Genomic DNA, 26,304 nt, shown 5'->3' on the forward strand with positions numbered 1-26,304 from the left:
GTGGCATCACCCACTGACAGTCCCCTCCACCGGTGAGGACTCCGTGATCACCGCCCGCCGGGAACGCCGCTCCGCCCGGACCACCAGCACGACCGCGACCAGCACCAACGCGCCGCCCGCGAGCTGGACGAGGTCGAAGCGCTCCCCGGCCAGCAGCACGCCGAGCACCACCGCGATCACCGGGTTGACGTAGGCGTAGGTGGCCACAGTGGACACCGGCAGCTTGCCGAGCGCGTACACGTACGAGCTGAACGCCAGCACCGAGCCGAACACCACGAGGTAGCCCCACGCGATCCAGGAGGACGCGGAGATCGCGCCGAGGTCGACCCGCTCCCCCGAGGCGAGCCCGGCCACGCTCAGCACCGTGCCGCCCACCACCATCTGCACGGCGGAGAGGACGAAGGGGTTGGCGGGCACGGGGAGCTTGGTCGTCGCGAACGAGCCCGCCGCCCAGAACATCGCGGCCAGCAACACCAACCACGGTCCCCACCACGCCGACCCGTGGGTCCCCGCGGAACTCGAACCGCCGAGCAGCAGCACCGCGAGGCCGGCCAGCCCGAGCGCGATCCCGGCGAAGGTGATCCACGGCGGGCGCTCACCGCTGATGCGGCGCAGCACCACCACGTAGAGCGGCACGCAGGCCACCAGCAGCGCCGCCAGCCCGGAGGCCACCTGGAACTGGGCGATGACAACGATTCCGTTGCCCAGAGCGGGAAGCAGAAGTCCGCCGAGGGCGGCGGTGCCCAGCTCCCGTGCCGACATCCGCATCGCGGGACGGCCGGAGACGACGAGGACGATGACCGCCAGCAGCAGGCCGGCCAGCAAGAACCGCAGCCCGGCGGACAGCAGCGGCGGCATCGAGGTGATCGTGAAGCGGATACCGAGGTAGGTCGAACCCCACACCAGGTAGACCACGCCGAGCGCGGCCCAGGGCAGCCAACCGGGGGTGCGGTGGGCGGTGGCGGAGGACCCGATCGAGGAGGCGGCAGAGGTCGTCACGTGCCAACGTTCGCACGCACCCCCGACAAAAAGCTGGCGGTTTCCCGCCATGCAGGACGTCGACAAGATCAATATTCGGTGTCGCGCCCGCATCGCGCCGAGAAAGGATTTCCGCGGCGCGAGAAACGCCCACTCAGGAAAGGCGGCTCGCACCCCGCTGCCGGGGCAGGACCGCGGCGACGACGGCCTCGGCCGCCACGGCCTCGGCCAGCCGCTTGGCCAGCCACTCCTGCGAGGTGTCGCGCATGCTCCGGAGGAGGTCGTCCGTTGTCGGTTCGGAACCCGGATCCACCTGGCGCATCACAGTTTCCCCACTCCCACGCCTCGGTCGAGGCGAACAGCCCATTCTGGGACCCCGGCCCGGAAGATCGGCATTCCCGGGACGAGTGACGCGGGCATCACTATCCGCGACAACGACCAACGACGCGGGACGAATGGCGGAGCGCGCTGTGCGAACGCAGCACTACTCGTGAGGAAAGTTTGCGGCGAACGGAGCTGACTGGCAGAGCCGCGCTTTCCCAGACTGCTGATATCTCCATCTTCGAAACCGCACCCCTGCGCGGTTTCTCCCCTGCAAGGAGATCATCATGCGCTTCACCAGCATGCGGCTGGCCGCCCTCAGCGTGGGTTTCGCCGCCGCCGTGTCCACCGCGCTCACCCCCGCGGCGTCGGCCACCCCGGCCACCGACGACGCGCAGACCCGGGTCGTCGGCGGCGGGTTCGTCTCCTCGGCCAAGCCGTGGATCAGCGCCCTGCACCGCAACGGCGGCTTCACCTGCACGTCCTCGATCATCGCCCGCCGCTGGGTGCTCACCGCCGCGCACTGCGTCACCGCCGCGGGCACCTACACGGTGCGCGTGGGCTCGCTGACCCGCAGCAGCGGTGGGCAGACCGCCACGGTCGCCCGCAAGGTCATCCACCCCAGCTACAACTGGCCGAACGCCGACATCGCGCTGCTCCAGCTCGACCGCGACGTCGTGGTGTCGCAGTACTCCGTGCTGGCCACCTCCGCCGACCTCGCCGACAACAAGGCCGCGCAGGTCCTCGGCTGGGGTTCGGAGAAAGCCGACTGGAGCGGACCGCTGCCGGAGCGGCTCAAGTACGCGGACGGCCGGATCAGCAGCGTCAACTGCGCGCAGAGCAACGCCACGCCCCGCGCGATCTGCACGCAGACCAACGGCAGCATCGCGGGCGGTGACTCCGGTGGCCCGGTGACCGTGCGCGGCGCGTCCGGGAACACCGTGCAGGCGGGCATCTGCGCGATCGGCCACCGCCCGGCGGGCAGCGGCTGGGCCGGCTACACCAACGTCGCGCTGTTCCGCAGCTGGATCCGCACCACCGCCGGCGTCTGAGCCGGACGTGAACGCACTGAACGAGTCATCGGTGTACTTGAACGCACCGAATGACTCATTCAGTGCGTACAGCGCACCGAACGCGGCATTGGGTACGGCACGGCGCGCGTGCTGGGGGCGGGTAGGTTCTTCCCGGCACCTTCCCGCGATCCCCACGGAGCTTCCCCGATGGCCCTCGCCGCCGTTCGCCCGGCAACACTCGACGACGTCGCCGAGATCGCCCGCATCCAGCTCGACACGTGGCGGCAGGCCTACGCCGCCCTGCTGCCCGCGGACCTGCTCGCCGGGATGGACGCCGAGAGCGCGGAAACCGTGTGGCGCCAAGCGATCGAGCAGGGACCGGGCCTGGTGTTCGTGGCCACCGAGGGCGAGTGGACCGTGGGCTTCTGCGCGGTCCTGCCCGCCCCCGAGGACGAGGTGGCCGCGGCGGACGGCGCGCTGCCGGAGGACGCGCTGCACGTCGTCCAGGTCGGCGCCCTGCTCGTCGAGCCCAGGTGGGGCCGCCGCGGGCACGGCGGCCGCCTGCTGGCCACCGCTGCCGCCGCCTACCGCGAGAAGGGCGGCGTGCGCGGCGTCGCCTGGGTTCCCCAGGAGGACAAGGCTTCCCTGAACTTCTACCGCTCGGCGGGGTGGGACACCGACGGCACGGTGCGCACCCTCGACGCGGGCGGCCGTCCCCTGCGCGAGTACCGGCTGACCGGCTCCCTGGAGCTCGAACTCCGGGATTGAGTCGCCCGTTGGGGTGCTAGCCTCGGCAGTCGGCTTTTTGCTATGGGGGTACCGCTGTTGCTGGGTTGGTTGAGCGCGAGCCTCGGCATGGCGGTGTTGTCCTCGGTGATCCCACCGGTGTTGATCGAGCCGTGGGTGCTGGCCGTCGCCGTGACGCAGCCCTACATCCCGTGGTGGGCGCTCGCGCTGGTGACCGCGATCGGCTCGGTCGCGGGCAAGCTCCTCTACTTCTACGCGGGCAAGGGAATGCTGCGACTGCCCTCGTTCCTGCGCCGCAAGCAGAAGGACGCCGAGCACGTGCGGGGCCGGTGGAGCGGCTACATGGAGCGCTTCGCCATCGAGTGCGAGAAGCGGCCCGTGTGGACCTACGGCGTCCTGTTGCTGTCATCCTCCACCAGCGTGCCACCGTACTTCGCGGTCGCGGTGGTCGCCGGGGTGGCCAACGTGTCGCTGACGAACTTCATCTCCGCCTGTCTGATCGGCCGCTTCGTCCGGTTCGCCGCCCTCGCCGCCATGCCGGCGGTGTTCGGCGCCTGGCTCACCTGAGCTGAAGCTCAGCCTGCTTGTTCCAGGTCAACAGCCTTCCGCATCGCCTCGCGGCCCCGCTTGCGATCCCCGGCCAGGTCGTAGGCCTGCGCCACCTTGAACCACGCGCGCCAGTCCTCGGGTGCCGCGTCCAGCTCCCGCTTGCGCTCGGCGAAGTAGGCGTCGGCCGCGTCCCGCTCCACCCGGCCGGAGGGACGGCGCGGCAGCCCCGAGGTGTCCGGGAACTCCCCTTCGTCGTCCAGCAACCGCGCCAACCGCTCCGTCTGCGCGCCGAACCGCCACTCGAAGACGATCAGGATCACGCCGAGCACGGGCAGCAGCAGGATCGCCGCGCCGAGCAGCACGCCGACGACAGTGCCGGAAGCGATGAGGTCGATGCCCCGCCCGGCGAGCAGCACGAAGTAGACCGCGAGCGCCGCGGTCAGCACCACGGCCATCCGCCGAGCGGTGATCATCAAAGCCCCAGAGCGGATTCGAGCCCCAGGGTGAGCCCGGGGTGCTTCAGCACCTCGCGCACGCCGAGCAGCACACCCGGCATGAAAGAGCTGCGGTGCAACGAGTCGTGCCGGATGGTCAGCGTCTCGCCGGTGCCACCGAACAGAACCTCTTGGTGTGCGACCAAACCAGCCAGCCGCAGCGAGTGCACCCGGATGCCGTCGACGTCCGCGCCGCGCGCGCCGTCCAGCGACTCCGTCGTCGCGTCCGGGGCGTACTTCTGCAGCCCGGCCGCCGCACGCGCGTCGGCGATCAGCCGCGCGGTGCGAGCCGCGGTGCCTGACGGCGCGTCGACCTTGCGCTCGTGGTGCAGCTCGACGATCTCCACCGACTCGTAGAACTGCGCTGCCTTCTCGGCGAACTTCATCGCCAGCACCGCGCCGATCGCGAAGTTCGCCGCGATCAGCACGCCCAGCTCCGGCCTCGGCTCCAGCCAGCCGCGGATCCGCTCCAGCCGCTCGTCGGTGAACCCACTGGTGCCGACGACCACGTGGATGCCGTTCTCCACGCAGTACTGGATGTTGTCCATGACCACGGCGGGCTGGGTGAAGTCGACGACGACCTCGGCTCCGGCGTCGGAGAGCGCGGACAGCTCATCCCCCGCGTCGACGCCGGCCACCAGGACCATGTCCCCGGCGCCCTCCACCGCGCGGCACACCTCGGCACCCATGCGCCCCCGCGCTCCGAGCACACCGACGCGGGTGGGGGCCTGGCTGTCCGTCATGCGATCACCTCGTGCACTTCGCTCGGCAACTCGTCGGCAGAAGCGTACGACCCGACCACCGCCGCGCTGACCGGGCGGCTCAGCAGGTCCTTCGCCAGCGCCCGCACGTCCTCCGGGGTGACCGCGTTGATCCGCGCCAGGGTCTGCTCGACGCTGAGGTGATCGGCGTAGTTCAGCTCGCCCTTGCCGATCCGCGACATCCGCGAGCCGGTGTCCTCCAGCCCGAGCACGAGATTCCCGCGCAGCTGTCCCTTGCCGCGCGCCACCTCGGCGTCCAGCAGTCCGTTGTCGGCGACTTCGCCCAGGACCTCGCGCACGACGCCCGCGACCTCGCCGAGGCGCTCGGGCTGACAGCCCGCGTACACCGACAGCATGCCGGTGTCGGCGTAGGAGGAGATCGACGAGTAGACCGAGTACGCCAGCCCGCGCCGCTCCCGCACCTCCTGGAACAGCCGCGAGCTCATGCCGCCGCCGAGGGCCGCGTTGAGCACGCCCAGCGCGAACCGCCGCTCGTCGTGCCGGTCCAGCGCGGGCACCCCGAGCATCAGGTGCGCCTGCTCCGACTCGTCGTGCTGGAGCACCAACCGGCTGCCGCCGCGCAGGTCCGCCGAACCGGTGCGCGGTTCGATCGGCGTGTGCCGCTCGTCCGCGCGCTCCCCGAGTGCGGCCTCGACCAGCGCCAGCACCTCGGCGTGGTCCACGTTGCCCGCGGCGGCCAGCACCATCCTCGGCAGGGTGTAGCGCTTCTTGTAGAAGGCGAAGAGCGCGTCCCGGCTCATCCCGGTGATCGACTCGTCGGTGCCGAGCACCGGCAGGCCCAGCGGGTGCCCGCCCAGCATCGCCGCGCAGAACGCCTCGTGCAGCAGGTCCTCGGGGTCGTCGTCGCGCATGGCGATCTCTTCGAGCACCACGCTGCGCTCGGTCTCCATGTCCGCGTCGGCGCACACGGCCTCGAACACCACGTCGGAGACCAGGTCCACCGCGAGCGGCAGGTCGGCGTCCAGCGTGTGCGCGTAGTAGCAGGTGTGCTCCTTGGCGGTGAACGCGTTCAGCTCCCCGCCGACCGCGTCGATCTCCTCGGCGATCTGCGCCGCGGTGCGCCGCCGCGTTCCCTTGAACAGCAGGTGTTCCAGGTAGTGCGCGGCCCCGGCGACCTCGGGCTCCTCGTCGCGGGAGCCGACACCGACCCAGATGCCCACCGACGCCGAGCGCACGCCCGGCAACTGCTCGGTGATCACCCGCAGGCCGCACGGCAGCACCGTCCTGCGCACGGCGCAGTCCTCGGAGCTGCGTTCCAGAACCTCGGTCACGCCACTGTTCGCGTTCAGCGTCGAACTCCTCCGCTACGCCGCAGGGGGCGCTTTGTGGGCGCCCCCTGCGGAGTGGATTGCGTTGTGCGGCAACGATAGCCGCTACTTGGCGCCGGCCTCCGCCGGAGCCTCGGCCTGCTCGGCGTCGGCCTTGGCCTCCGCCTTGTCCGCGGTGTCCTCTTCGGACACCAGGACGAGGCTGATCTTGCCGCGGTTGTCGATGTCGGCGATCTCCACGCGGAGCTTGTCACCGACCTTCACGACGTCCTCGACCTTGGCGATCCGCTTGCCCGCGCCCAGCTTGGAGATGTGCACCAGGCCGTCCTTGCCCGGCAGCAGCGAGACGAACGCGCCGAAGGCGGCCGTCTTCACCACGGTGCCGAGGAAGCGCTCGCCGACCTTGGGCAGCTGCGGGTTGGCGATCGCGTTGATCAGGTCGATCGCGGCGTCGGCCGAGGGGCCGTCCGCGGCGCCGACGTAGATCGTGCCGTCGTCCTCGATGGAGATGTCGGCACCGGTCTGCTCGGTGATCGAGTTGATCATCTTGCCCTTGGGCCCGATCACCTCGCCGATCTTGTCGACCGGGATCTTCACCGCGGTGACGCGCGGCGCGAACGGGCTCATGTCGTCCGGCGCGTCGATGGCCTCCTGCATGACCTCCAGGATGGTCAGCCGGGCGTCCTGCGCCTGGCTGAGCGCCTTGGCCAGCACGTCCGACGGGATGCCGTCGAGCTTGGTGTCCAGCTGGAGGGCGGTGATGAAGGACTTGGTGCCGGCGACCTTGAAGTCCATGTCGCCGAAGGCGTCCTCGGCGCCGAGGATGTCGGTCAGCGCGACGTAGCGGGTCTCGCCGTCGACCTCGTCGGAGACCAGGCCCATGGCGATGCCCGCCACCGGCGCCTTCAGCGGCACACCGGCGTTGAGCAGCGACATCGTCGAGGCGCAGACCGAGCCCATCGAGGTGGAGCCGTTGGAGCCCAGCGCCTCGGAGACCTGGCGGATGGTGTAGGGGAACTCCTCGCGCGAGGGCAGCACGGGCACCAGGGCCCGCTCGGCCAGCGCGCCGTGGCCGATCTCGCGGCGCTTCGGCGAGCCCACCCGGCCGGTCTCACCGGTGGAGTAGGGCGGGAAGTTGTAGTGGTGCATGTAGCGCTTGCGCGTCTCGGGGGTCAGCGAGTCGATCTGCTGCTCCATGCGCAGCATGTTCAGCGTGGTGATGCCCAGGATCTGGGTCTCGCCGCGCTCGAACAGCGCCGAGCCGTGCGCCCGCGGGATCAGCGCGACCTCGGCGGAGAGGCTGCGGATGTCGGTGACGCTGCGGCCGTCGATGCGGATCTGGTCGCGCAGCACCCGCTGGCGGACCAGCTTCTTGTTCAGCGAGCGGAAGGCGGCGGCGACCTCCTTCTCCCTGCCCTCGAAGGCGGAGCCCTCGGTGACCACGCGCTCCAGGCAGGCGGCCTTGACCTCGTCGATGCGGGACTCGCGCTCCTGCTTGTCCGCGATGGTCAGCGCCTGCGCCAGCTCGTCGGTGACCGCACCGGCGACGGCCTCGTAGGCGTCCGGCTGGTAGGCCGGGTACACCGGGAACTCGCGCGTCTCCTTGGCGGCGACCTGGGCCAGCTGGGCCTGGGCCTCGCACAGCACCCGGATGAACGGCTTCGCGGCCTCCAGGCCCGCCGCGACGACCTCCTCGGTCGGGGCGGTGGCGCCCTCGGCGATGAGGGTGGTGACCTGCTCGGTGGCCTCGGCCTCGACCATCATGATCGCGACGTCGTCACCGACGACGCGGCCGGCGACGACCATGTCGAAGACGGCCTTCTCCAGCTGCTCGTAGGTCGGGAAGGCGACCCACTGGCCCTCGATCAGCGCGACGCGGACGCCGCCGATCGGGCCGGAGAACGGCAGGCCGGCGAGCTGGGTGGACGCGGACGCGGCGTTGATCGCCACCACGTCGTAGAGGTCCTTGGGGTCCAGGCTCATCACGGTGATGACGACCTGGATCTCGTTGCGCAGGCCGTCGACGAAGGACGGGCGCAGCGGGCGGTCGACCAGGCGGCAGGTCAGGATCGCCTCGGTGGAGGGACGGCCCTCGCGGCGGAAGAACGAGCCGGGGATGCGGCCCGCGGCGTACATCCGCTCCTCGACGTCGATGGTCAGCGGGAAGAAGTCGAAGTGCTCCTTCGGCTGCTTGGACGCCGTGGTCGCGGAGAGCAGCATGGTCTCGTCGTCCAGGTAGGCGACGACGCTGCCCGCGGCCTGACGGGCCAGCCGGCCGGTCTCGAAACGCACCGTCCGGGTTCCGAAGCGGCCGTTGTCGATGACGGCACTCGCCTCGTGCACTGCAAGTTCGGTCACAAATACTCCTTGTTGTGCGGGCCGCCGCGTCGACGTCGCGGGTGTGCGGTCCGAACAAGGCCGGTCTTCGATCGAAGTCCCCGGCTGTTTCCGGAGACCACTACCGAGGACCGGCGAACGTGCGTCCCGCGAGGTGCGGTGGCGGCTGGGCCCTGGTTCTGATGTTGTCGCGCTCCACGTGCTCGAGCGCTTGTTCTTGCGCTGAGGGGGAGCGGCCCGTGGCCACTCCCCCTCGTCAGTGCGTCAGCGGCGCAGGCCGAGGCGCTGGATCAGCGACCGGTAGCGCTCGATGTCCACCTTGGCCAGGTAGTTCAGCAGACGGCGGCGACGGCCGACCATCAGCAGCAGACCCCGGCGGGAGTGGTGGTCGTGCTTGTGCACCTTCAGGTGCTCGGTGAGACCGCTGATGCGCTTGCTCAGCAGGGCCACCTGGGCCTCGGGGGAGCCGGTGTCGCCCTCGCGGACGGCGTACTCGCCGAGGATGTTCTTCTTCTGCTCGGTGGACAGAGCCACGTGTAGATCTCCTTGATGATGTTTCCGTGCGGCCGCGTGCGCGAGGTCCGCGTCACGCGAAGACGGTCGTGGCCGCCACGGAACGCAGCCAGACCCGGCTACTGAGGTTAGCAGGCTCGTCTCAGCAGGTCGTCACGGCAAGCGTCACACTGCGCACGAACGAGTGGACCCGGGGTCGATCGCGATGATCGGCAGGGGGTCCGGGTCAGGCGCATACCTCTCCAGTGTGCCCAACCCACCGCCCCGCGCGCCACCACAATTCCCAGCGGGGTTGCCGGTCAGTCGCCCTCGGCGGCGGCGCGGGCGAGGAGGCCGGACAGGGCGGGGTAGCGCTCGCCCAGCAGGCGCGCGGCCCCGGCCAGCTCGTCGGCGACGGCCAGCTCCCGCAGCCGGGCGACGGCGGCCTGGTCGGCGCCGCGCTCGTCGACGGGGAGCGTGTCCAGGCCGACGGTCGGCTGCGAGGTGCGGACCTCCTCCAGCGCGCGCTCCACCGCCTCCCGCTCGCCCGCGGCCACCCCGGCGGTGAGCACCCGGCGCTCCAGCATCACCAGCCTGGCCAGCACGGCGGGGTTGCCGATCTTGGCCCGGCGGCCGCTCATCACCTGGCTGAGCATGGGGGCGCTGATCCCGAGCACCTCGGCCAGCTGCGCCTGCGAGGTGGAGTAGGCCACCACCAGCCGCCGCACGCGGTCGCCGAGGGGCTCGCCGTACCACTCCCTCTGCAGCGCGAGGTTGCGCTGCACGATCTTCTGGTCGTCCACCGCACTCACCCGTCAGCCAGCAGCTCGCGGGTCTTCGCCACGTCGAGGTGCATCTGTTCGATCAACGCCTCGACGCTGTCGTAGCGCTCCTGACCGCGCAACCTGGCGACGAAGTCCAACGCGACCCGCTGGCCGTACAGGTCCTCGTCGGTGTCGAGCACGAACGCCTCCACCCGGCGCTCCCGCCCGGAGAACGTCGGGTTGGTGCCGACGGACACCGCCGCCATCCGCGGCTCGGGGAACTTCGGCGTCGAGCCGGGACGGCCGTGGCCGATGTCGACGAAGCGGCACGCGTACACGCCGTCCGCGGGCACGGCCGCGGTGCGCGCGGTGGACAGGTTCGCCGTGGGGAAGCCGAGTTCGCGGCCACGACCGTCGCCCCGGACCACGATGCCCTCGACCCGGTGCGGGCGGCCGAGCGCCGCGGCGGCCGCGACCACGTCACCCGCGTCGATGCACGCGCGGATGTAGGTGGAGGAGAAGGTGACCTGCTCGTCGGAGAGCAGCCGCGCGCCCTCGGTGACGAAACCGAAGCGGCGGCCCAGCGTCTCCAGCAGCGCGACGTCGCCCTGCGCCCGGTGGCCGAAGTTGAAGTTCTCCCCCACCACCACGGCCGCCGCGTGCAGCCGGTCGACGAGGATCTCGTGCACGAACTCGTCGGCCGGGATGCGCGCGACGTCCGGCGTGAACGGCAGCACGCAGAACACGTCGACGCCCAGCTGCTCCACCAGTTCCGCGCGCCGGCGCAGGGTGGTCAGCTGCGCGGGGTGACTGCCGGGGCGGACCACCTCGGACGGGTGCGGGTCGAAGGTCATCAGCACGCACGGGAGGTCGCGGTCGCGGGCCAGCTCCACCGCCCTCTTGATCAACTGCTGGTGCCCCCGGTGCACGCCGTCGAAGACACCGACGGTCAGCACGCAACGACCCCAGCCCCCGGGCAGGTGCTCTAGTCCACGCCAACGCTGCACGACCGGAAGCTTACGGGCGGCTCAGCCGTCCAGGCTCAGCACCACGAGGGAACGGGTCCGGCCCTCGACCTCCTCGGCGAGCGCGATCGCCTTGCCGCTGGGGTCGAAAACCCCGTGCGTGCCCGCGATCCCGGCCCCGCGCAGGCGCTTGCCGGTGAGCAGCGCGGCGGCGTCGGCCTCGCTCACGTCGCGCCGGGGGAAGGCCGCCGCGACGGCCGAAGTGAGGTCCAGCGCGAGCTTCGGCTCCGCCTCGAGCTGCTCCAGGGTGCGGGCGAGGGCGATGCCGAACGGGCCGACGCGGGTGCGGCGCAGCGCCGCGAGGTGGCCGCCGACGCCGAGCCCGGCGCCGAGGTCGCGGGCCAGCGCGCGCACGTAGGTGCCGGAGGAGCACTCCACCAACACGTCGAGATCGGTGAAGGTCTCTTCGCGCCGCAACGAGAGGACGTCGAAGCGCTGCACCGTGACGGGACGCGCCTTCAGCTCGACGGTCTCGCCGTCGCGGACCCTGGCGTACGCGCGCTTGCCGTCGATCTTGACCGCGCTGACCGCGCTCGGGACCTGCTCGATCGCGCCGGTGAGCGCGCCGATGCCCTCGGTGATCGCCGCTTCGTCCACAGTGGACGCGTCAGCGGTGGACAGCACCTCGCCCTGGGCGTCGTCGGTGGTCGTGGCCGCGCCGAGGCGGATGGTGGCCAGGTACGCCTTGGTGTCCAGCGCGAGGTGGCCGAGCAGCTTGGTCGCCCGCTCGATGCCCAGCACCAGCACGCCGGTGGCCATCGGGTCGAGCGTGCCCGCGTGGCCCACCTTGCGGGTGCCCATGATCCGCCGCACCCGCGCGACCACGTCGTGCGAGGTCATCCCGTCGGGCTTGTCCACGATGACCAGCCCGGGCGGGACGTTCGATGTCGGACGGTCGGACCTGCGGTCCCGTCGTGCTCTTGTCACGACGGGAAACCCTAATCCGGGCGGCTCAGGCGGCGAGGGCCAGGTCCTCGTCCCACCGGCCGTGCCGGAGCTGGACGGGGACCTGCTCGCCACGGGCCTCGGCGGCGAAGACGACACCGCGAGCCCGGCGCCACCAGACCGCCGTGCGCCAGGTGCCGAACACCAGCACCGCGGCCACGGCGATCAGGGCGATGCGGAACGAGGTGGCGGGCCCCAGGGACCGCGTCAGCTCCAGCAGCACCCCGACCGAGAGGGCGGCCACCGTCGTCGCCGTGAAGCCACCGACGTTGACCACGCCAGTCGCGGTGCCGACCACGCGCAGCGGGTTGTAGTCACGCGCGAGGGCGAACGCGACCGCGGACGCGGGCCCGCCCAGGGAGAGCACGAAGAGGCCGACCGCGATGAACGGCGTCGGCACGTGCCCGCCCGGCCAGCACAGCAGCACGGTCCACACGACCAGCGCGCTGAGCAGGTAACCGACCACGATCGGCATGCGGTGCTCCGGCCGACGACCGATCAGCGCGCCCACGACCGGGCTGCCGACGACACCGCCGAGCACCAGAACGCTGAGCAGCGCGCTCGCCGCGCGCGGGTCCATGCCCTGCGCCTCGACGAGGTACGGGAAACCCCAGAGCAGGCCGAGCACCGCCGGACCGAACATGGTCGAGAAGTGCACCCAGAAGCCGAGGCGCGTCCCCGGCACGCTCCACGACTCGGAGACGCGACGCAGTACCTGGCGAGGCGACACGGGATCGGCAGCGCGCACCTCGTGCCCCGCCGGGTGGTCGCGCAGCTTCAGGACGGCGAGGACGGCGTAGGCGGCGGTGAGCACACCGACGGCGAGGAAGGTCCACGTCCAGCCGACGTTGTCCAGCGCGAGCGTGAGCGGAACCGTCGAGACGAGGTTGCCCGCCGCGCCGAGGGCTCCGGAGAACGACACGACCACCGAGTACTGGCGGCCGGGGAAGTGACCGGCGATCAACCGCAGCAGGCTGACCCAGGTCATGGCGTCGCCGCTGCCCAGCACCGCGCGGGCGACGAGAGCGAGGGCGTAGGAGTCGGCGACGGCGAACAGCAGCTGACCGGTGCCCATCAGCAGGGCCGCGACGGTCAGCACCCGGCGCGGGCCGAAGCGGTCCACGAGCACGCCGGTGGGGATCTGCATGAGGGCGTACACACCGACCTGGAGGACGGTGAAGACGCCGAGTGCGGCGGGGCCGACCCCGAAGCGCTCACCGGCCTGGAGACCGGCGACACCGAGCGAGGTGCGGTGGAAGACCGCCGCGACGTAGATGGCTACCGCAATGGTCCAGACCAGCCAGCCCTGGCGGGTGGCGCGCTCGACCGAAGGCAAGGAAAACCCTCCGAACCTGGAGAAGGGGAAGACGGGGAAGTGCCGACGTTGGCACCCCCTTCATCGCCCGGCCCCTCTCCCCGCGTTAGCGCTTCGAAACGTGCACTCGCCCACACCTGCTAGCGGACGGCGCCGGGGACGGCCCACTCGCCGGAGCGGGCGCGCAGGAGCACCGCGGCGAGGCGGATGAGCATGAAGGCGGACAGGGCGGTCCAGACACCGGCGAGGCCCCAGCCCGTCGCCAGGGACAGCCACACCAGCGGGAGGAAGCCGAGCACGGCGGACGTGATCGTCGCGGTGCGGAGGTAGGCCGCGTCGCCCGCACCGAGCAGCACCCCGTCCAAAGCGAACACAACACCCGCGATGGGTTGCAGCGCGACGAAGAACCACCACGCGTGCGGGATCTGCGCGAGCACCGCGGGGTCGGGGCTGAACACGGGCGGCAGCACCGTCGCCAGTGCCGCGAAGACCACCCCGAGGGCAACGCCGAACCAGAGGCCGTAGATGGTGATCTGCCGGGCAAGAGCTTTCGCGCGTGGGGAGTCCGAGGATCCCAGCGCCGCGCCCACGAGCGACTGCGCCGCGATCGCCAGCGAATCCAGCACGAGCGACAGGAAGGTCCAGAGCTGCAGCACGACCTGGTGCGCGGCAGCCGCCTCCGCCGAGGTGCGCGCGGCCACTGCCGCCGCGGAAACGAAGCACGCCTGGAACGCCAGACTGCGCAGGATGAGATCGCGACCGAGGCCGAGCTGCGCGCGCATCAACCGCGGGATCGGGCGCAGCGGAACGCGTTGCACCACCAGCGCCCGAACGAAGAGCGCGGCGGAGATCACCTGCGCCACCACGTTGGCCACGGCGGAACCCGCGAGCCCCCAGTCCGCCCAGTACACCAGGACCGGGCACAGAACGGCTGAGATCCCGTTGCCCGCCAACACATATCGCAGTGGTCGAGCGGTGTCCTGCACGCCGCGCATCCACCCGTTGCCCGCCATCGTGATCAACACCAGCGGCGCGCCGAGCAACGCGATGCGCAACCAGCCCACCGCCGCGTCGGCGACCGCGCCGGGACCGGCGAGCGCGTGCGCGATCGGGCCGGCGAGCAGCTGCCCGGCCAGCACCAGGACCAGGCCGACCACCACGGCCAGCCAGGTCGCCTGCACGCCCTCCGCGACCGCGTCCGCTCGCCGACCGGCACCGTGCAGCCGCGCCGTGCGAGCGGTCGTGCCGTAGGACAGGAAGGTCAGCTGCGTGGAGACCTGGGCGAGGACGATCCCGCCGATCGCGAGCGCCGCCAGCGGGACCGCGCCGAGATGGCCGACGACCGCCGTGTCCACCAGGAGGTACAGCGGCTCCGCCGCCAGCACGCCGAGCGCGGGCAACGCCAGACCCAGCACGCGCCGCGGTGACTCCACAACCTTCACGGCCCGAGACTAGGTCAGCCCACCGACAACCTCAGTTCACCGGCGGAGCGGACTCCAAGGCGGAACGCACCTGGTCAACTGCCTCTTCCAGCCCGCAGCGGAGGGTCACTCCCGAGGCGAGACGGTGACCACCGCCACCCAGGGACTCGGCGACGGCCCCGACGTCGAGCCGGCTGGTGGCGCGCAGCGAGACCGTCCACGTCGACGGGCCGGTCTCCTTGAACACCGCGGCGACCTCGGCCTCGCGGGTGGTGCGCAGGATGTCGATCACGCTGTCCACGTCCTCGCCGCGCAGCCCCTCGGCATCGGCGGCGCGGACGGCGGCGTGCACGAAACCCAGTCCTTGAGCCGAATCCGGCTCCAGACCGGCCCCGCCGAGCACCGTCGCGAGCATGCCCATCCAGCCGAACGGGTGGGTGTCCAGCAACGGGCGCAGGGTGGCATCCGGATCGACCCCGGCCTCCACGAGCCGGGCCGCGGTCGCGTACGTCCCGCCGGTGGCGATGCGGAAGCAGCGCGTGTCGGTGGCCAGGCCCGCGTAGAGGCAGCGGGCGATCGGCTCGTCGACCTTCGCCCCGAGCTCGTCCAGCACGCGCAGCACGATCACCGCCGTGGCCTCGGCCTGGTCGTCGACCACGTTGATCGTGCCGAAGCGGGTGTTGGAGACGTGGTGGTCGAGCACGATCACCTCGCCCCCGGCCGCAGCGGTCGCGGCCACCCGGTCACCGAGCACGCCGAGCCGGTCGACGCTGCCCGCGTCCAGCGCCACCAGCAGCGGCGGCACCGCGGGCACGTCCTCGACGGGCACCACGATGCCGGTCGGGTCCAGCCCGCGCAGCGACTCCGGCACCTCCGCGGGATGCCCGAAGGACACCCGCACGGTGGCACCGCGCCGCTGCAGGGCGATGCCCAGCGCCACCGCCGAGCCGAGCGCGTCGGCATCGGGGTTGACGTGGGCGAGCAGGGTGACGTCCGGCGCGTCGGTCAGCAACCGCGCCGCGCGCCGGAGACCCTGCTCGTCCCGCACTACTCGTCCTCTTCCGCTTCGCGGGGCTTGCGGTACGGATCGGCCTCACCGGCGGGCTTGGCGCCCGCGGCGATCCGGGCCACGTCGGCGTCGGCCGCCTGGGCCTTCGCCAGCAGCTCCTCCACCTGCCGGGCGGTGTCCGGCACCGCGTCCAGCACGAAGGACAGCGTCGGGGTGAACCGGACGCCGGTGCGCTGGCCGACCAGCGACCGCAGCACACCGGTCGAACTGGCCAGTGCCGCCGCGGTTCCGGCGTGGTCGGCGTCATCGCCGAAAACGGTGTAGAACACGGTCGCCTCGCGCAGGTCCGCGGTGACCTTGGCGTCGGTCACCGTGACCATCGCCAGGCGCGGGTCCTTCACGTCGTGCTCCAGCGCGGACGCCACGATCTGCGCGATCCGCTTGGCGAGCCTGCGGGCGCGGGCCTGGTCGGCCACGGCGCTCCTCCTGTCGATTGTTCCTGGTACTGGTACGGCGGGGTCAGTCGTCCTCCGGCCCGAACATCCGGTGCCGGGCGGAGAGCAGCTCCAGCTCGGGCCGCCCCGCCACGAGCCGTTCGCAGGCCGAGAGGACCTGGCGTACGTGCTCGGTGTCCCCCGCGACCGCCGAGACCCCGATCAGGGCGCGGCGGTGCAGGTCCTGGTAGCCGGCCTCGGCGGCGGCCACCTCGAAGCGCTTGCGCAGCTCGGCGATGACCGGCCGCACCACGGAGCGCTTCTCCTTGAGCGAGTGCACGTCCCCGAACAGGACGTCCAGCTCCAACGATCCCACGTACACGGGCATCACCGTCGTGATTGTTCGAGGGGTGGCCGGATGTTCGTCGAACACCCGGCCACCCACGCGGATCAGCTGCGCGGCTTCTCGCGCATCTCGAACGTCTCGATCGAGTCGCCGATCTTCAGATCGCCGAACGAGCCGAGCGTGATACCGCACTCGTAGCCCTCGCGGACCTCGGTCGCGTCGTCCTTGAAGCGGCGCAGCGAGGTGATCGAGAGGTTGTCGGCCACCACGACGTTGTCGCGGAGCAGACGCGCTTTGGAGTTGCGCTTGATCTCACCGGACATGACCAGGCAGCCGGCGATGGTGCCGAACTTGGAGGACTTGAAGACCTCGCGGACCTCGGCCTTGCCCAGACCGACCTCTTCGTAGATCGGCTTGAGCATGCCCTTGAGCGCGGCCTCGATCTCGTCGATCGCCTGGTAGATGACCGTGTAGTAGCGGACGTCCACGCCCTCGCGGTTGGCCAGCTCGGTGGCCTTGCCCTCCGCGCGGACGTTGAAGCCGAGCACGATCACGTTGTCGGCGATGGCGAGGTTGATGTCGCCCTCGGTGATGCCGCCGACGCCGCGGTGGATGACCCGCAGCTCGACGTCCTCGCCGACGTCCAGCTTCAACAGGGCGCTCTCCAGTGCCTCGACGGTACCGGAGTTGTCGCCCTTGATGATCAGGTTGAGCTGGCGCGTCTCCTTCAGGGCCGCGTCCAGGTCCTCCAGGCTCACGCGCTTGCGCTTGGCCGCCTGCTGGGCGTTGCGCTCGCGGGCGCGGCGCCGGTCGGCGATCTGGCGGGCGACGCGGTCCTCGTCGACGACGAGGAAGGTGTCACCCGCGCCCGGCACGGACGTGAACCCGATGACCTGGACCGGACGCGACGGGGTCGCCTCGATGACGTCCTCGTTGTACTCGTCGACCATCCTGCGCACGCGGCCGTACGCGTCACCGGCGACGATCGAGTCACCGACGCGCAGCGTGCCGCGCTGGACCAGGACGGTGGCGACGGCACCGCGGCCGCGGTCGAGGTGCGCCTCGATCGCGATGCCCTGGGCCTGCATGTCCGGGTTGGCGCGCAGGTCCAGCGTGGCGTCCGCGGTCAGCAGGATCGCCTCCAGCAGGCCCTGGATGTTGATGTTCTGCCGCGCGGAGATGTCGACGAACATCGTCTCGCCGCCGTACTCCTCGGCGACCAGGCCGTAGTCGGTGAGCTGCTGCCGGATCTTCTGCGGGTTCGCCTCCGGCTTGTCGATCTTGTTCACCGCGACCACGATCGGCACGTTCGCCGCCTGGGCGTGGTTGATCGCCTCCACCGTCTGCGGCATCACACCGTCGTCGGCGGCGACCACGATCACCGCGATGTCGGTGGAGTTCGCACCGCGGGCACGCATGGCGGTGAACGCCTCGTGACCGGGGGTGTCGATGAAGGTGATCAGCCGCTCGCGGCCGTCCAGCTCCGCCGCCACCTGGTAGGCACCGATGTGCTGGGTGATGCCACCGGCCTCGCCCTCGTGCACGTTCGCCTTGCGGATCGTGTCGAGCAGGCGGGTCTTACCGTGGTCGACGTGACCCATGACGGTCACCACCGGCGGACGGAACTCCAGGTCCTCCTCGGTGCCCTCGTCCTCGCCGTAGCTGATGTCGAAGGACTCGAGCAGCTCGCGGTCCTCCTCCTCGGGGCTGACGACCTGGACCCGGTAGTTCATCTCCTGGCCCAGCAGCTCGAGGATCTCGTCGGAGACCGACTGGGTCGCCGTGACCATCTCGCCGAGGTGGAACATCGCCTGCACCAGCGCGGCCGGGTTGGCGTTGATCTTGTCGGCGAAGTCGGTCAGCGAGGCGCCGCGCGCCAGCCGGACGACCTCGCCCTGGCCCTTCGGCAACCGCACGCCACCGATGGACGGGGCCTGCATGTTGTCGAACTCCTGCCGCTTCTGCCGCTTCGACTTGCGGCCCTTGCGGCTCGGGCCGCCGGGACGGCCGAACGCGCCCGCGGTGCCACCGGCGCGGCCGCGGCCACCGCCGCCACCACCCGGGCGGAACCCACCGCCACCGGGACGGAAACCACCGGCACCGCCGCCAGCGGGAGCACCGGCACCGCCGCCACCACCGGGACGGAAGCCGCCGCCACCGCCACCGCCGCCGCGGAAGCCGCCGCCTCCGCCGCCACCGGGACGGAAGCCGCCACCGCCGCCGGGACCACCACGGCCACCGGCACCGCCGGGACCGCCACGACCGCCACCGGGACCACCGCGACCGCCACCGGCACCGCCGGAGGGACGCTGCGGCCGGGGCGGCATCATGCCGGGGTTCGGGCGCGGGGGCATGTTGCCGGGGGTGGGACGCGGGCCACCGGGACGCGCGTCACCGCGCGGGGCCGGGGCCGGACGGCCCTCGCCACCGGGACCGGGACGGGCCTCGCCACCCGGGCGGGCGTCGCCGCCGGGACGCGGGGCACCCGGACGCGGGCCGGGGGCCTGCGGGCGCTGGGCGGGAGCACCGCCACCGACGCCGAACGGGTTGTTGCCGACCCGGGGAGCGCGCGGACCCGGCTTCGGGGCCTGCGGCTTCGGCGGGACGACGGACGGGCCGGCCTGCGGCGGCTTGGGGCCGGGGCGCGGGCCGGGCTTGACCCCGGACGAGGCGGCCGGGGCCGCGGGCGTCGCGGGCTTGGGGGCCTGCTCGGGCGCCTTCGGCGCGGGAGCGGCCGGCTTCGCCGCGGCCGGCTTGGCCTCGGCGGGGGTCACCGACGGGGCCGGAGCGGGCTTGGCCTGCTCGACCGGCTTGGGGGCCGGCGGCCGGGGGCCGGGCTTGGGCGCGGGGCCGGGGCGCGGCGCCGGCTTGGCCTCCGAAGAAGGCGCAGCGGACACCGCCGGCGCGGGCTTGGGACCCGGGGCCGGGGCACCGGACTGCGGTGCCGGGCCGGGCTTGGGAGCCGGGGGCCCGGGCTTGGGCGCGGCGGGACGCTTGTCCGCCTTGCCGCCCGGGTAGGAGTCCCGCAGCTTGCGGGCGACCGGCGCCTCCACGGTGGAGGACGCCGACTTCACGAACTCACCAAGCTCCTTGAGCTTGTTCAGTACGTCCTTGCTGGTGACACCGAGCTCTTTCGCGAGCTCGTGCACACGGGCCTTGCCTGCCACTTGTCTCCTCACTGGGAGGCCGAGCGGCAAGCCCGCACGACCTCGTCCTACCGTCGAAGCGCGTTCATGTCTTCAGCTTCACGGCTGATTCATGATCGGTCGACCTGCTTCCTTCGTATTGCGCGACGGGGAGGTTCCCTCGTCGGTCGAGAGCCGGGCTGCCTTGGCGAGGTGGGAGCCGACCGGGGCGGTGTCGAGCGGGCCGGTGAAGCGCAGTGCCCGCGGGAACGCCCTGCGCCGTTCGGCGAGGCGAAGGCACTCGGGATCGGGGTGCAACCAGGCGCCCCGTCCCGGGAGCCGACGCCGGGGGTCGGGCACCGCACAATCGCCCGAGACCACCACGCGCAGAAGCTCAGCGGCGAGCGCCCGGGTGCGGCATCCCACGCACGTTCGAACAACAGACGTGTGCATTGGATCCCGATCCCCGGCGCCCTGAACCACTCATGAGTCTAACGCCTAGGGCGAACCGGTTGTTCACCGGAGCCCGGAGATCTTGCCGACACCTACCGGCGACACCTACTCAGGAGTACTCGCGGCCGCCCCCGGAGCGCTCGGTGTGTCCGGTGCGGCGTCGCTGCGGATGTCGATCCGCCAGCCGGTCAGCCGCGCCGCGAGGCGGGCGTTCTGCCCCTCCTTGCCGATGGCCAGCGAGAGCTGGAAGTCCGGCACCACCACGCGGGCGGTCTTGGCCCGCTCGTCGACCACGGTCACCGAGACGACCTTGGCGGGCGAGAGCGCGTTGCCGACGAAGGTCGCCGGGTCCTCGGAGTAGTCGACGATGTCGATCTTCTCGCCGGACAGTTCGCTCATCACGTTGCGCACCCGCGCGCCCATCGGGCCGATGCAGGCGCCCTTGGCGTTGACCCCGGGCACGGTGGACCGGACCGCGATCTTGGTGCGGTGGCCGTGCTCGCGGGCGACGGCGGCGATCTCCACCGTGCCGTCGGCGATCTCCGGGACCTCCAGCGCGAACAGCTTCTTCACCAGACCGGGGTGGGTGCGGGACAGGTTCACCTGGGTGCCGCGCGCCGCCCTGGACACGGTGACCACGTAGCACTTGAGCCGCATGCCGTGGGTGTAGGTCTCCCCCGCCACCTGCTCGGCGGGCGGGATCACGCCCTCGATGTCGCCGACCTTGACGACCACCATGCCGCGCGAGTTCGCGCGGGCGTCGCGCTGGACGACACCGGCGAGGATCTCGCCCTCCTTGGTGGCGAACTCGCCGAAGGTGCGCTCGTGCTCGGCGTCGCGCAGCCGCTGCAGGATGACCTGGCGCGCGGTGGTCGCGGCGATGCGGCCGAAGCCCTCGGGGGTGTCGTCCCACTCCTCGGCGACAACGCCGTCCGGCTGGACGTCCTGGGCGAGCACCCGGACGATGCCGGTCTTGCGGTCGATCTCCACCCGCGCGTGCGGGAAGTGGCCCTCGGTGTGCTTGTACGCGGTCAGCAGCGCGGTCTCGATGGCCCCGAGCACGGTCTCGAAGGGGATCTCTTTTTCGCGCTCGATCGCCCGGAGCGCGGCGATGTCCACGTTCATTTCGACTCCTCCTCCGTTGTGTCGTTCGCGCCCAGCTTCGCCAGGTCGGCCGCGGGGGGCGCGTTGAACTCGATCTCGACCTTGGCGCCGGCGACGTCGGCGTAGGCGACGCGCCGGAGTTCCCCGCCGACCAGCAGCTGGACCCCGTCGTCGTCGGCGTCGCCGACCCTGCCGACGAACTCGGAGCCGTCGGACATCCGAACCTTAGCGAGCCGCAGCCGGGTGTGCCGCCAGTGCCGGGGCCTGGTCAGCGGGGCGTCGAGCCCGCGCGAGGAGACCTCCAGGGTGTAGGCGTCCGAGAGCACGTCCTCGCGCGCGTCGAGCGCCTCGGCGACCGAACGGGAGGCGTCGGCCACCTCGTCCAGGTTCACCCCGCGCTCGGAGTCGACGACCACGCGCAGTACCCGGCGGCGGCCTGCCGACCGCACGTCGAGTTGCTCCAACTCGAACCCGGCGGCGCGGACCGCCTCGTCCACGATGGGTTCGAGCTGCGCGGTGAGCTGGTCCCGTGGACCAGGCCCCCCGTGCTGCCTGCTGGACACCTGTCGGGCTCCCTAGCTCTTGAAGTGACAAAGCGGCCGGTGCGGGATGCCGCACCGGTCCGGTCGCACAGCGTAGCTTGTCGCCGACGACGCGAAGCTGCGTCGACGCCCGGCGCCGCAAGCGGGTCTCGGTGATCGCCGCCCGATCGAGCGAGCCTGGCAGGATGGGCGCTCGTGGTCTCCGCCAACGCTCGACCCCGCAAGCGGGTCTTCGGTCGACATTCCTCCGGACATTCCCGCCGCGGTTTCCTGCGCGCCGGGCTCGCGGGCGCGGTGGTGCTGCCGCTGACCGCGTGCACGGGTGAGCCTGCGCAGAACAAGCCCGACCCGCTCGAAGAACTCGCCGCGCAGGCGCGTTCCGACGCCGACCTGGCCAAAGCGATCGCCGTGGCCCACCCCTCGCTGGCGGCGAAGGCCGACGCGGTCGCGACGGACCGGCGGGCGCACCACGGGGCGATCGAGAAGGAGCTGAACCGGGCGCGTCCGGCGCGGGTGAGCACGACCGCGACGCCGCCGCCCGCGCCGGCCCCCAGTGCTCCGCAGCAGGCGTCGGCGGCCTTGAGCGCCTTGAAGGACGCCGTCACCAACGGCGAGAAGCGCGCGGCGGAACTGGTGCCGTCGTTGCCGAAGCACCGCGCGGGCCTGATCGGCTCGGTCGCGGCGAGCTGTGCGTGCCTGCGGGAGGTGCTGGCCTGATGGTGGTCCGGACGCAGAAGAACCCGCCGTCGCCGGAAACGGTCGACGCGGTGCAACAGGCGCTCGCCGCCGAGCACGCCGCGGAGTGGGCCTACGGCCTCGCGTCGGCATTCCTGCCCGCCTCGGCCGATTCGGCGATCCGCGAGGGCTCGACGGCGCACCGGGCACGGCGGGACGCGGTGGAGCGGCTGCTGCGCGACGCGGGGACGTCACCCGTTCCCGCTGAGCCCGCTTACCAGCCACCGCAGCCGGTCACCAACCAGGCGAGCGCCGCCGGCCTGCTGGCGTCCGCGGAGACGGACGCGGCCGCGGCGTGGCACGGCGTGCTCGAACGGTCCGAGGACGAGGGGCTGCGGCGCACCGCTCTCGAAGGGCTGACCGCGGCGGCCGTGCGGACGGTGCGGTGGCGCAAGATGGCCGGGCAGACCCCGGCCACGACCGCGTTTCCCGGGCGCCAGTAGGACTTCTCAGCCCTCGTTGACGAGGCGGAGCGTGTCCTTGCTGACTTCCCGGAGCAGGTCGACGTCCTTGCGCGAGTAGGCGTAGAACTCCGACTCCGCGATCAGGACCTTCTTGCCCTGGACCTCGGAGGCGTAACCCGCTTCGTTGAACCGGGCCGGGCCGCCGGGCACGTTGTGGTTCTCGCGGATGAGGTCGTTGACGTTGCCGGTGTTGTTGGAGCTGGTCAGCTTCTCCAGCTCCGCCGCGGCCTGGGGCGTGTGCATCTCGACCACGGCGAGCGAGACGACGACCGGGGCACCGTCCTTGGCCTTGGTGGCGAAGAGCCTGCGGACCATGTTCTTGCACGGGTTCTTCTGGAAGAACTTCTGCGTGTCGTCGTAGGCGTGGGCGGCGCAGTCCTCGTCCTTGACCTGCACGTGCTCCTCGTAGACGAGCTGCGGTGGGTCGGGCGGGAGCGAGGCGGTCCCGGTGACGGTCCGGTCGGTCGCACTCCAGAGGGTCCCGGAGAGCAGCGCGACGCCCGCGAGCGCTCCGCCCTTGATGAGCCAGCCCTTGCGGGAGCGGTCGGCGACGAGGCCGGCCAGCCGGTCGGCCGGGCTGGGCGGGTCCTGCGCGGGCGGCTCCGCCACCGGGGCCTCGGCCCGCGGTCGCGGAGCTGGGGCGGCCTCGGTCAGGGGCGAGGTGTCCCACTCAGCGGGCTCCACTCGCGTCATCACCTGTCCGTCCGATGAGCGCAGATCCGACACGATGGCTCACGGTAACGGTCGGCACGGGGAAACGCGACGCGTCCCTACAACCTTGATAACCGCGAGCGCCAGCCTTGGCATTCACCTGTACGCGTGAACAGGAGTAACGGACAGCTGGTCACAGTCCGGACAACTCCACCCAATCGAGGACCAGATCGAGTACTCGGTCCTGCCCGGAGTCCAGCATCAGCGCGTGCCCGACGCCGTCCACCCAGCGCGGCGCCGTGCGGTAGTGCCCGGCGGTCGCCCGCACGCTGGACATGGGGATGATCCGGTCCGCGGTCGCGCCGACCACCAGCACCGGAGGGTTGCCGAGCGGCCGCGGCGGGCGGCGGTGGAAGAGCAGCTGGCACTGCGCGAGCGCGCCCGTCGGCCCCTCTCGCAGCAGCTCGGGGCGGGGAGCGCCGACGAAGCGCAGCCGCTCCGGGAAGGTCATCGACCGGCCGAGCAGCGCCTGCCCCAGGGTGCGCGGCGACCGCACGGCCAGCACGCCGAGCCCGGCGATCTCGGGCCCCGCCCCGACCGAACCGAGCAGCACCCCGGCTCGCGCCGGGTACCGGGCGAGCGCGCGCTGCACGACGAGCCCGCCCAGGGAATGACCTACGAGAATCGGTTGCCGGGGCAGTCGAACAGCGGTCTGCACGACGTCGTGCACGTAGTGCCGCAGCCCGGTCAGGAGTCGCCGGCGCGCACCGCCGCTGCCGCCCGCGCAGCGCAGGCTGACCGCGTAGGACGGGAAACCGCGCTCCGCGGCGGCTTTGAGCCAGTACTCGGCGAACTGCCACGCGCCGCCGCCCACGCCGTGGACGAACAGCAGCGGTGGCTTGCCGGTATCGGTCTCCGGCAACTCGGAGAGCACTTCGCGTTGCACGGGTGGAACCGGGAACGCCCAGTCGAAGACGCGCATCGCCCTCGCCATCACGCGGCTCCCAACGCGTCGATGGTGCTCTGCAAGCCGCGTAAGTAGTGCTGGTGCGCTACCTCGAAGTGGTGACGCGTGCTCTTCACGTAGTCCTGGCCGCCTGTCCAGCGCCGGTCCGCCTGCTGCACAACGGTTCTCCGGAACGCGGCGGCCCGGCTGGGAGATCGGTCCCGTGCTCGCAGGTACGACGCGATGGCCGCGGTCTGCCAGTGCACCAAGGCGAACTGACCCGAATCGGGCTGGATCAGCCCCGCTACGAACAAGGTCTCGTGCGCAGGTGAGAAAACGTGTTGGTACAGCTTGGGTTTGGTGTGCGCCTCGCCGTCCCACGCCAGCAGCGCTGGATCCAGGAACGGCACGCGGAGCAGGTAGCCGGTCGCGAGGACGACCAGGTCGACATCAACGCGCTGCCCGTCGCTCAGCACGACCGTGGAGCCCTCGAAGCGCTCGACGTCCGGCACCGGCTTGATGCCGCCGTGGCCCACGTAGTACGTGAGCAGGCTGTTCACGATCGGATGGGTCTCGAAGAGCGCGTGGTCCGGCTTGGGCAGACCGGCGCGCTGCGGGAGGCCGACCGTCGCGAGGAGCGTCAGCTTCGTCATGAGGCGGCGCACGGGCTTGGGTAATCGCAGGCCGATCAGCGCATCCGCGATCTGGTCCGACGGCTTGCCGAGGATGTACTTGGGCACGTACCAGTACCCGCGCCGCGTGGAGTGCCACACGGCCTCCGCGTGCTGAGCCGCCTCCACCGCGATGTCGCAGCCCGTGTTGCCCGCACCGACCACCAGGACCCGTTGCCCACGAAGGACATCAGGCCCCTTGTACGCCGCGGAGTGGAGCACCTTGCCGGAGAACTCCGCGAGCCCGGGGTACTCCGGCATCTTCGGGTGCCAGTTGTGCCCGTTGGCCACGACGAGCGCGTCGAAGTGCTTGGGCACCTTGCCTTTCACGGTCACCGACCACCCGCCGCCGTCGGGCACGGCGCTGGTCACCTCGTGGCCGAACCGCACGTGGTCGAGCAGGCGGAAGTGCTCGGCGTAGCGCTGGAAGTACTCGCGGAGCCGGCTGTGGTGCGGGTAGTCCGGCCACTCGTCCGGCATCGGGAAGTCCGGGTACTGGGTGAACGGCTTGGAGGAGATCGTGTGCGTGCTCGCGTAGACCCGGCTGCCCGGCCCGCCGAAGCACCAGTTGCCGCCGACCTCGTCGTGCCGCTCGTAGGCCACGGCGTCGAACCCGGCCTGCCGGAGGTTCTTCAACGCGACCAGGCCGGAGGAACCCGCGCCGATCACGCACACCGTCTTCGTCACGCCTTGCCTCCCAGGAGTGGGGCGAGCAGCCTGCGAACCGTGTCCCGGACCGTCTCCGGGGACGCGCCGTGCAGCCCGAACACCGGATCGAGGCCCGGGAGGAAGGGCGCCAGCGCGAGGTGGGGAACGAGCAGCATCAGCCAGGCGATCAGCACGTCGGGATCACCGTCCACCTCACCGCGTTCTACCGCGGCGACCACCAAGGGGCGCAACACCTCCAGGTAGTGCCGGTGAGCGACGTCGCGGACCGCGGCGCGCACCGCGGGGTCCATTTCCAGGTTGGTCGCGGCTGTGACGCCCCGCTCGACCGGGTGCTCGGCGAACCACCGGACCCACACGTCCAGTGCGTCGACCACGAACTCGGCGAAGTTCGGACTCTCCAGCTGTCCGAGCCGCGGCTCGATCGCCGCGCGCACCCGCTGCGACACCTCCTCCGCCACCGTGGCGAAGAGGTCGAGCTTGTCGGTGAAGTACTGGAACAGCGAGCCTTTGGCGATCCCGGCCTCGCGCGCGATGACGTTGAGCGACCCGCGCGAGTAGCCGAGCGCGGCGAACTCGTCGAGGGCCGCGCCGAGCACGCGTTCGCGCTTGGCCGCGGGCAGGTTGCGCCAGACGTCGGTGGGCAGCTCCGCCACCTCCCCGAGAAAGTGACCACCTGGTCATAGGACCGGGCGGTCACCATCGTG

The 26,304-nt window shown here is 71.6% G+C and carries 27 protein-coding genes; 5 read left to right on the forward strand and 22 right to left on the reverse strand.

Annotated features, from left to right (window positions below; all coding sequences use genetic code 11):
* Positions 1 to 6: 6 nt before the first annotated feature.
* The gene (locus BLT28_RS19780; protein WP_231950348.1) at positions 7 to 999 is read right to left on the reverse strand and encodes an EamA family transporter; all 993 of its coding nucleotides are present in this window, start codon (positions 997 to 999) and stop codon (positions 7 to 9) included.
* A 587-nt stretch (positions 1,000 to 1,586) separates the two neighbouring features.
* On the opposite strand from BLT28_RS19780, the gene BLT28_RS19785 reads away from it, so the two are divergent.
* The 3 genes from BLT28_RS19785 (at position 1,587) to BLT28_RS19795 (ending at position 3,626) form a co-directional block, all read left to right on the forward strand.
* Positions 1,587 to 2,351: a S1 family peptidase gene (locus BLT28_RS19785; protein ID WP_052407481.1), complete on the forward strand. Its 765-nt coding sequence runs from the start codon at positions 1,587 to 1,589 to the stop codon at positions 2,349 to 2,351.
* A gap of 168 nt (positions 2,352 to 2,519) precedes the next feature.
* Positions 2,520 to 3,080, forward strand: a complete 561-nt coding sequence (locus tag BLT28_RS19790) for a GNAT family N-acetyltransferase (protein WP_030430409.1) — start codon at positions 2,520 to 2,522, stop codon at positions 3,078 to 3,080.
* Positions 3,081 to 3,122: 42 nt separating this feature from the next.
* Positions 3,123 to 3,626, forward strand: coding sequence for a VTT domain-containing protein (locus tag BLT28_RS19795; RefSeq protein ID WP_030430410.1), 504 nt, complete (start codon positions 3,123 to 3,125; stop codon positions 3,624 to 3,626).
* Positions 3,627 to 3,634: 8 nt separating this feature from the next.
* Here the strand turns inward: BLT28_RS19795 and BLT28_RS19800 are convergent, their stop codons facing one another.
* The 17 genes from BLT28_RS19800 to rimP all read right to left on the reverse strand — a co-directional run bounded on the left by BLT28_RS19800 (position 3,635) and on the right by rimP (position 21,485).
* Positions 3,635 to 4,081, reverse strand: coding sequence for a hypothetical protein (locus BLT28_RS19800; protein WP_081900399.1), 447 nt, complete (start codon positions 4,079 to 4,081; stop codon positions 3,635 to 3,637).
* Positions 4,081 to 4,845 (reverse strand): 4-hydroxy-tetrahydrodipicolinate reductase, encoded by a 765-nt coding sequence (gene dapB / locus BLT28_RS19805; protein WP_030430412.1) that lies wholly within the window; start codon positions 4,843 to 4,845, stop codon positions 4,081 to 4,083. The genes BLT28_RS19800 and dapB overlap by 1 nt, the downstream gene beginning before the upstream one ends.
* Positions 4,842 to 6,173, reverse strand: a complete 1,332-nt coding sequence (locus BLT28_RS19810; protein ID WP_030430413.1) for a M16 family metallopeptidase — start codon at positions 6,171 to 6,173, stop codon at positions 4,842 to 4,844. Before BLT28_RS19810 ends, dapB begins: the two co-directional genes overlap by 4 nt.
* Before the next feature lie 84 nt (positions 6,174 to 6,257).
* Complete coding sequence (locus tag BLT28_RS19815; protein ID WP_030430414.1) at positions 6,258 to 8,510, reverse strand: polyribonucleotide nucleotidyltransferase; 2,253 nt, start codon at positions 8,508 to 8,510, stop codon at positions 6,258 to 6,260.
* Positions 8,511 to 8,753: 243 nt separating this feature from the next.
* Positions 8,754 to 9,023 (reverse strand): 30S ribosomal protein S15, encoded by a 270-nt coding sequence (gene rpsO, locus BLT28_RS19820; RefSeq protein WP_030430415.1) that lies wholly within the window; start codon positions 9,021 to 9,023, stop codon positions 8,754 to 8,756.
* A gap of 278 nt (positions 9,024 to 9,301) precedes the next feature.
* The gene (locus BLT28_RS19825; protein WP_030430416.1) at positions 9,302 to 9,784 is read right to left on the reverse strand and encodes a helix-turn-helix transcriptional regulator; all 483 of its coding nucleotides are present in this window, start codon (positions 9,782 to 9,784) and stop codon (positions 9,302 to 9,304) included.
* Between the two features lie 5 nt (positions 9,785 to 9,789).
* A complete protein-coding gene (locus BLT28_RS19830) occupies positions 9,790 to 10,752 on the reverse strand; it encodes a bifunctional riboflavin kinase/FAD synthetase (RefSeq protein ID WP_063766603.1) in 963 nt (320 codons plus the stop codon).
* A gap of 21 nt (positions 10,753 to 10,773) precedes the next feature.
* Positions 10,774 to 11,697: a tRNA pseudouridine(55) synthase TruB gene (gene truB, locus BLT28_RS19835; protein WP_081900400.1), complete on the reverse strand. Its 924-nt coding sequence runs from the start codon at positions 11,695 to 11,697 to the stop codon at positions 10,774 to 10,776.
* Positions 11,698 to 11,722: 25 nt separating this feature from the next.
* A complete protein-coding gene (locus tag BLT28_RS19840; RefSeq protein ID WP_030430419.1) occupies positions 11,723 to 13,051 on the reverse strand; it encodes an MFS transporter in 1,329 nt (442 codons plus the stop codon).
* A 119-nt stretch (positions 13,052 to 13,170) separates the two neighbouring features.
* The gene (locus tag BLT28_RS19845; RefSeq protein WP_030430420.1) at positions 13,171 to 14,472 is read right to left on the reverse strand and encodes an MATE family efflux transporter; all 1,302 of its coding nucleotides are present in this window, start codon (positions 14,470 to 14,472) and stop codon (positions 13,171 to 13,173) included.
* 31 nt (positions 14,473 to 14,503) lie between these two features.
* On the reverse strand, positions 14,504 to 15,499 hold the full coding sequence (locus BLT28_RS19850; protein ID WP_030430421.1) for a DHH family phosphoesterase: 996 nt from the start codon (positions 15,497 to 15,499) through the stop codon (positions 14,504 to 14,506).
* Positions 15,499 to 15,936 (reverse strand): 30S ribosome-binding factor RbfA, encoded by a 438-nt coding sequence (gene rbfA / locus BLT28_RS19855; RefSeq protein WP_030430422.1) that lies wholly within the window; start codon positions 15,934 to 15,936, stop codon positions 15,499 to 15,501. Before rbfA ends, BLT28_RS19850 begins: the two co-directional genes overlap by 1 nt.
* A 43-nt stretch (positions 15,937 to 15,979) precedes the next feature.
* Complete coding sequence (locus tag BLT28_RS19860; RefSeq protein ID WP_030430423.1) at positions 15,980 to 16,276, reverse strand: DUF503 domain-containing protein; 297 nt, start codon at positions 16,274 to 16,276, stop codon at positions 15,980 to 15,982.
* A gap of 68 nt (positions 16,277 to 16,344) precedes the next feature.
* Positions 16,345 to 19,407 carry a translation initiation factor IF-2 gene (infB, locus tag BLT28_RS19865; protein WP_030430424.1) on the reverse strand — a complete coding sequence of 1,021 codons (3,063 nt, stop codon included), beginning with the start codon at positions 19,405 to 19,407 and terminating at the stop codon, positions 16,345 to 16,347.
* 78 nt (positions 19,408 to 19,485) lie between these two features.
* A complete protein-coding gene (locus BLT28_RS19870) occupies positions 19,486 to 19,818 on the reverse strand; it encodes a YlxR family protein (protein ID WP_156051093.1) in 333 nt (110 codons plus the stop codon).
* A 105-nt stretch (positions 19,819 to 19,923) separates the two neighbouring features.
* Entirely contained in the window at positions 19,924 to 20,943 is a 1,020-nt protein-coding gene (gene nusA / locus BLT28_RS19875) for a transcription termination factor NusA (protein ID WP_030430425.1), read from the reverse strand.
* Entirely contained in the window at positions 20,940 to 21,485 is a 546-nt protein-coding gene (gene rimP, locus BLT28_RS19880; protein ID WP_052407483.1) for a ribosome maturation factor RimP, read from the reverse strand. Before rimP ends, nusA begins: the two co-directional genes overlap by 4 nt.
* Positions 21,486 to 21,659: 174 nt before the next feature.
* Between rimP and BLT28_RS19885 the strand changes: the two genes are divergently transcribed.
* The gene (locus BLT28_RS19885; protein ID WP_043812102.1) at positions 21,660 to 22,181 is read left to right on the forward strand and encodes a hypothetical protein; all 522 of its coding nucleotides are present in this window, start codon (positions 21,660 to 21,662) and stop codon (positions 22,179 to 22,181) included.
* Entirely contained in the window at positions 22,181 to 22,642 is a 462-nt protein-coding gene (locus tag BLT28_RS19890; RefSeq protein ID WP_052407484.1) for a ferritin-like domain-containing protein, read from the forward strand. The genes BLT28_RS19885 and BLT28_RS19890 overlap by 1 nt, the downstream gene beginning before the upstream one ends.
* 6 nt (positions 22,643 to 22,648) lie before the next feature.
* Here BLT28_RS19890 and BLT28_RS19895 read toward each other — a convergent pair whose 3' ends face one another.
* The 4 genes from BLT28_RS19895 to BLT28_RS19910 all read right to left on the reverse strand — a co-directional run bounded on the left by BLT28_RS19895 (position 22,649) and on the right by BLT28_RS19910 (position 26,253).
* Positions 22,649 to 23,356 carry a hypothetical protein gene (locus BLT28_RS19895; protein ID WP_156051095.1) on the reverse strand — a complete coding sequence of 236 codons (708 nt, stop codon included), beginning with the start codon at positions 23,354 to 23,356 and terminating at the stop codon, positions 22,649 to 22,651.
* Between the two features lie 151 nt (positions 23,357 to 23,507).
* Complete coding sequence (locus BLT28_RS19900; RefSeq protein WP_030430429.1) at positions 23,508 to 24,308, reverse strand: alpha/beta hydrolase; 801 nt, start codon at positions 24,306 to 24,308, stop codon at positions 23,508 to 23,510.
* Entirely contained in the window at positions 24,308 to 25,618 is a 1,311-nt protein-coding gene (locus BLT28_RS19905; RefSeq protein WP_030430430.1) for a flavin-containing monooxygenase, read from the reverse strand. The genes BLT28_RS19900 and BLT28_RS19905 overlap by 1 nt, the downstream gene beginning before the upstream one ends.
* Positions 25,615 to 26,253 carry a TetR/AcrR family transcriptional regulator gene (locus BLT28_RS19910; protein WP_197683878.1) on the reverse strand — a complete coding sequence of 213 codons (639 nt, stop codon included), beginning with the start codon at positions 26,251 to 26,253 and terminating at the stop codon, positions 25,615 to 25,617. Before BLT28_RS19910 ends, BLT28_RS19905 begins: the two co-directional genes overlap by 4 nt.
* Positions 26,254 to 26,304: the final 51 nt, after the last annotated feature.

The sequence above is a fragment of the Allokutzneria albata genome (assembly GCF_900103775.1).
In the GTDB taxonomy this organism is placed as follows: Bacteria; Actinomycetota; Actinomycetes; order Mycobacteriales; family Pseudonocardiaceae; genus Allokutzneria; species Allokutzneria albata.

Coding starts and splice junctions, on each gene's coding strand:
- BLT28_RS19895 (WP_156051095.1), bottom strand. CDS start 23,356: ATGACGCGAGTGGAGCCCGCTGAGTGGGACACCTCGCCCCTGACCGAG.
- BLT28_RS19795 (WP_030430410.1), top strand. CDS start 3,123: ATGGGGGTACCGCTGTTGCTGGGTTGGTTGAGCGCGAGCCTCGGCATG.
- dapB (WP_030430412.1), bottom strand. CDS start 4,845: ATGACGGACAGCCAGGCCCCCACCCGCGTCGGTGTGCTCGGAGCGCGG.
- BLT28_RS19870 (WP_156051093.1), bottom strand. CDS start 19,818: ATGCACACGTCTGTTGTTCGAACGTGCGTGGGATGCCGCACCCGGGCG.
- BLT28_RS19890 (WP_052407484.1), top strand. CDS start 22,181: ATGGTGGTCCGGACGCAGAAGAACCCGCCGTCGCCGGAAACGGTCGAC.
- nusA (WP_030430425.1), bottom strand. CDS start 20,943: ATGAACGTGGACATCGCCGCGCTCCGGGCGATCGAGCGCGAAAAAGAG.
- BLT28_RS19800 (WP_081900399.1), bottom strand. CDS start 4,081: ATGATCACCGCTCGGCGGATGGCCGTGGTGCTGACCGCGGCGCTCGCG.
- BLT28_RS19785 (WP_052407481.1), top strand. CDS start 1,587: ATGCGCTTCACCAGCATGCGGCTGGCCGCCCTCAGCGTGGGTTTCGCC.
- BLT28_RS19790 (WP_030430409.1), top strand. CDS start 2,520: ATGGCCCTCGCCGCCGTTCGCCCGGCAACACTCGACGACGTCGCCGAG.
- BLT28_RS19900 (WP_030430429.1), bottom strand. CDS start 24,308: ATGGCGAGGGCGATGCGCGTCTTCGACTGGGCGTTCCCGGTTCCACCC.